Origin of the sequence: Nostoc cf. edaphicum LEGE 07299 (assembly GCF_015207245.1) — a bacterium.
Taxonomy (GTDB): Bacteria; Cyanobacteriota; Cyanobacteriia; order Cyanobacteriales; family Nostocaceae; genus Nostoc; species Nostoc edaphicum_B.
Window position 1 is genome coordinate 1 of the sequence record NZ_JADEXF010000489.1, and the last position, 4,269, is coordinate 4,269.

Here is a 4,269-nt window from a genome sequence, read left to right on the forward strand (position 1 = left end):
GACCAATTAAGCGCTGTGTTTCTTTTTTGTTCCCTTCAATATAATTCAAAATCTCGCTCATGTTTCTGTGTCCAAAAAGCTCTCTAATGTTCTCTTACCATAGAACGTTACTATTTTGGAGATGTCTAATGCCCAATCCCCACTTCCCAATCCTCAATCACCAATCCCCATGACCCAGAAAATTTTAATTGTTGACGATGAACCCAATATCTTGATTTTGATGGAACAAGCCTTAGAAGCATTAGAAGATGAGGGTGTTGAACTTCTAACTGCTAGAAATGGAGAAGAAGCTCTCGAAACTATTAAAACTGAAAAACCAAACCTAGTTTTTCTTGATGTGATGATGCCGAAAATGAATGGTCTGCAAGTCTGCCATATTGTAAAACACGACCTGCAAATGACTGATATCTACATTATAATTTTGACAGCTAAGGGACAGGAGTTTGATAAACAAAAAGGAATTGAGGTTGGTGCAGACTTATATTTAACTAAACCATTCCGCCCCAAAGAAGTACTTGAAAAATCAATGCAGGTGTTGGGTTTTTGAGGAAAGTTATGAAGGCTTTTCATCTGCGATCGCTTGCAATTTAACGTAGGCGATCGCAGTACTTTCTTTGTTGTGCTAATTAATACGCAATGGCAGAGCTACCACTGAAATTTACACCAGTCAAATCACTGCTACTTAAATCAACGTCCCTAAAATCTCTTTCTCCAGCAGCATACCTTTCCAACAATTCTTCAACATCCATAACTTACCTCTTGCATCAACTAACACATATAAAGATAACCCACTCAATCTCTGGCAAATCCTCTTTGACCCTACCAACCCTTCCATAGCAACGAAGCTCTGAGATTTTTAGTTTGCTATTTATTGGTAATGACAAATCTTCAAGGTAGGCTAACAGGTTAGCAGAGCCGACACAAAGAAAGAAAACCTTTCTCCTGCCCCTGCTGATTCAGAAGGTAATTCTGGGAAAGCTTAATTTGTGAGAGCGAGAGGCTTTTGCCAGAAGGAACTAGAATTAGGAAACACCTAGCTGGGTTCTTCTGACTTTTGAAATTAGGAGTGCATGTGTGCCAAAATCCCCTAAATATTTGCTGATTGGATCGACCGAGAATTACAGCGGTAAATCTGCAACTGTTCTGGGTTTGTCTCATCAGCTACAGCAAAAAGGTCTGGATATTACTTACGGTAAACCGCTCGGTACGTCTTTCAATTCGTCTAGTGGAACCGTAATTGAAGAAGATGTCCAGTTCATCGCTCTTAGCCTCAATTTGCCGGAAAACCGCATTGCACCTACAATGCTGGCTTTGGATGAACCAAATGTGCAAAAGCGCTTACGGGGGGAAGACAAAACCGATTATCAGCAGTCCCTAATACAGCAATATTTACATAAATCTCAAGGAGATGTGGTGTTACTGGAGGGGCCTGGTGATTTATCCGAAGGCAATTTGTTTGATTTGTCTTTGCTGCAAATGGCTGAAGTATTGGATGCTGGCGTGCTGTTAGTAGCCCGCTATAAATCGTTGCTTTCGGTTGAGGCACTGTTGGCTGCTAAAAGGCGTGTGGGCGATCGCTTGCTTGGAGCTGTGATCAATGATATCCCTGTCACCCAACTAGAAGCAGTTGAAACTCTCGTTCTACCATTTTTGGAACAGCAGGGTATTCCGGTGCTAGCAATGCTGCCAAACAGCGATTTGCTCCGCAGTGTGAGTGTTGGCGAACTAGTCAAACAGTTAAAGGCTGATGTTCTCTGTCGCAATGATCGCATGGATTTGTTGGTAGAAAGTCTGGCAATTGGAGCGATGAATGTCAACTCAGCTGTGAAATATTTCCGCAAACGCCGGAATATGGCAGTGGTGACAGGAGGCGATCGGGTGGAAATTCAGCAAGCGGCTTTGGAAACTTCTACCCAATGTTTAATTCTCACTGGGCAACTACCACCCCCACCGTTTATTCTCAGTCGCGCTGAAGAACTAGAAATACCCATTTTGTCTGTTGACTTAGATACCCTAACTACTGTAGGAATTGTTGACCGCACTTTTGGTCAAGTCCGTGTCCACGAGCCGATTAAGGTTCAGTATATTCGTCAGTTGATGTCCGAGCATTTTGACATTGACCGCTTGTTATCCAAACTAGGTTTAACTCCCGCAGCGGCATTGTCTTAGATTCATCAACTCAAATTATTAAGAGCATCAATGCTCAGTTTTTAGTTAAGAGGCTGTATTGCTAGGATACAGCTGGTTCGCCGTCACTTCCCAAGGGACGGCGTGCTGTTTCCTTCCGCCCCACAGCTGGGACGTGCTTAGTTGCAGCAGCTAATCCAAAGACAGGCATATTCCCATAAATCGCCTTATATCTTCCTGGTTCTATTAAATAAGTTTCGTGCCAAATGCCAACACTGCCATCAGCACCAATGGCTTGATTAAACCTTTGCCAAGCTTTTAGATGTGCATCAGCTGGATTTCTGGCAAAACGCTCCAAATCCTCGAACGAGCGCCAATACTGAATCAGTCCTACACCTCGCCAGTAAACAAAAGTTTCTCCCCCTAAAAATCCTTTTTCAGGATTCTGATTAAGGCTGCGTAGCATGGGTGACATTGCCCTGGCTGTGGGAATCCATTTGGAAAAAGCGAATAATTTATTAATTCGCATCCCAATCAAAAACACAACAAAAGGTTCATCAATCTTGGCTGTAAATCGTCCCGGTATTACTTGAGCCATCTCTCACTCCTTGTTGTTTAAGTTAATATGCAACTAATTGCATATTAACTATTTTATGCAATTAGTTGCATAAGTCAAGTAGTGAATTAAAAATTATGGCATTAGCGCACGCAATTTTAGCGGCTTTGGTTGAGGCACCCTGTAGCGGGTATGATTTAGCAAAACGATTCGATGGCTCTGTAGGTTTTTTCTGGTCAGCAAGCCACCAGCAGATTTATCGGGAGTTGTCGAAGCTAGAAGATCGAGAATGGATCAGTTCTGAGTCGATTCTTCAAGCAGGACGGCCAGATAAAAGGCTCTACAGCGTTACAGACTTGGGAGAACAGCACCTCAAAGAGTGGATTGCTCAACCTTGTGAACTCACACCGATTAAAGATGATTTACTGGTAAAAATTTTTGCTGGTTATATTGTTCCTAACCAAACCATCTTGGCAGAGCTAGAACATCACCAAAAAGCCCATCAAAAAAAATTATCTAAGTACAAAGAATTAGAACAGCGTTACTTTCAGAACCCGCAAGAACTACCAGAACCAGGAAAATTTCAGTATTTGACTCTCCTAAATGGCATTAGTTACGAAATACATTGGCTAGCCTGGTATAACCAACTAATGGAGTTACTAAACCAAACAATCGAAAATTAATAGTAATGTTTAACTCAAGTTTTCCTCGCATCTACACGCTGTTTGGTAAAATATCTGGGTCGTTTAATCTGATTATCTCCATCTTTGAGCCAATCAACAGACCTTATTAACCTCGATACATTAGCGCAAGAACTGGCGACAATCCAGCAAACGGGTTCTAAAAGAATTGCCTTGTTGGGTTCTCGTCATGTACCGATTACGCATCAGAATCTTATTGAAATGATGACATACGCCCTAGTTTTATCGGGTAATCGAATCATTACTTCTGGTGCTACAGGTACAAATTCAGCGGCCATCAAGGGAGCAACCCGGGCTGATGCAAATTTGTTGACGGTGATTCTCCCCCAAAGCCTGGAACGCCAGCCTTTGGAATCGCGCCAGCAACTAGAACAGGTAATGCATCTAGTCGAAAATCCCAGTAATGATAATCTGTCTCTGGCGGAAGCTAGTTACTTGTGCAACAAGGAGATTGTCTCCCGTTGCCAGCAACTGATCTGCTTTGCATTTCACGACAGTCGCACCCTGTTGCAAACCTGTCAAGATGCGGAAGAACAAAGAAAATTGGTGACGCTTTTCTACTTTGATTAGTCATTTGTCATTTGTCTTTTGTCATTTGTATTTGACTAATGACTGATGACTGATGACTGATGACTAATAACCAATGACTAAAATAAGTAATGATAATTTTTTTGTACTCGATCGCTGCTGCTGCCGTTCTAATTTACGTGCCATTTTTGCTAGTAGCTGATGTCCGTGTGCGTATTGGGTATGAAATGTTTTCTACTCCTCGCGCTCTGTTTGATCAATTACCGCCTTATACACAACGGGCTACTTGGGCACATCAGAACACGTTTGAAGCCTTTATGATATTTGCCGCAGCCGCATTGATGGCTTATGTAACTG

7 protein-coding genes are annotated in these 4,269 nt (G+C 42.2%); 5 read left to right on the plus strand and 2 right to left on the minus strand.

Annotation, left to right across the window (positions count from 1 at the left end):
* The first annotated feature begins 169 nt into the window (after positions 1-169).
* Positions 170-547 (plus strand): response regulator transcription factor, encoded by a 378-nt coding sequence (locus IQ229_RS15365; RefSeq protein WP_194045060.1) that lies wholly within the window; start codon positions 170-172, stop codon positions 545-547.
* 79 nt (positions 548-626) lie between these two features.
* Here the strand turns inward: IQ229_RS15365 and IQ229_RS15370 are convergent, their stop codons facing one another.
* Positions 627-749, minus strand: coding sequence for a pentapeptide repeat-containing protein (locus IQ229_RS15370; RefSeq protein WP_194045049.1), 123 nt, complete (start codon positions 747-749; stop codon positions 627-629).
* 325 nt (positions 750-1,074) lie between these two features.
* Between IQ229_RS15370 and IQ229_RS15375 the strand changes: the two genes are divergently transcribed.
* Positions 1,075-2,169, plus strand: a complete 1,095-nt coding sequence (locus tag IQ229_RS15375; protein WP_194045051.1) for a phosphotransacetylase family protein — start codon at positions 1,075-1,077, stop codon at positions 2,167-2,169.
* A 61-nt stretch (positions 2,170-2,230) separates the two neighbouring features.
* Here IQ229_RS15375 and IQ229_RS15380 read toward each other — a convergent pair whose 3' ends face one another.
* Positions 2,231-2,725: a DUF4188 domain-containing protein gene (locus IQ229_RS15380; RefSeq protein WP_194045053.1), complete on the minus strand. Its 495-nt coding sequence runs from the start codon at positions 2,723-2,725 to the stop codon at positions 2,231-2,233.
* Between the two features lie 95 nt (positions 2,726-2,820).
* Between IQ229_RS15380 and IQ229_RS15385 the strand changes: the two genes are divergently transcribed.
* The 3 genes from IQ229_RS15385 to IQ229_RS15395 form a co-directional block, all read left to right on the plus strand.
* Entirely contained in the window at positions 2,821-3,366 is a 546-nt protein-coding gene (locus IQ229_RS15385) for a PadR family transcriptional regulator (RefSeq protein ID WP_194045054.1), read from the plus strand.
* A gap of 84 nt (positions 3,367-3,450) precedes the next feature.
* A complete protein-coding gene (locus tag IQ229_RS15390) occupies positions 3,451-3,954 on the plus strand; it encodes a DNA recombination-mediator protein A (protein ID WP_194045056.1) in 504 nt (167 codons plus the stop codon).
* An 89-nt stretch (positions 3,955-4,043) separates the two neighbouring features.
* Positions 4,044-4,269 (plus strand): MAPEG family protein (locus IQ229_RS15395; RefSeq protein WP_194045058.1); only part of this gene is annotated, 226 nt, incomplete at its 3' end.

Coding starts and splice junctions, on each gene's coding strand:
- IQ229_RS15385 (WP_194045054.1), top strand. CDS start 2,821: ATGGCATTAGCGCACGCAATTTTAGCGGCTTTGGTTGAGGCACCCTGT.
- IQ229_RS15365 (WP_194045060.1), top strand. CDS start 170: ATGACCCAGAAAATTTTAATTGTTGACGATGAACCCAATATCTTGATT.
- IQ229_RS15370 (WP_194045049.1), bottom strand. CDS start 749: ATGGATGTTGAAGAATTGTTGGAAAGGTATGCTGCTGGAGAAAGAGAT.
- IQ229_RS15380 (WP_194045053.1), bottom strand. CDS start 2,725: ATGGCTCAAGTAATACCGGGACGATTTACAGCCAAGATTGATGAACCT.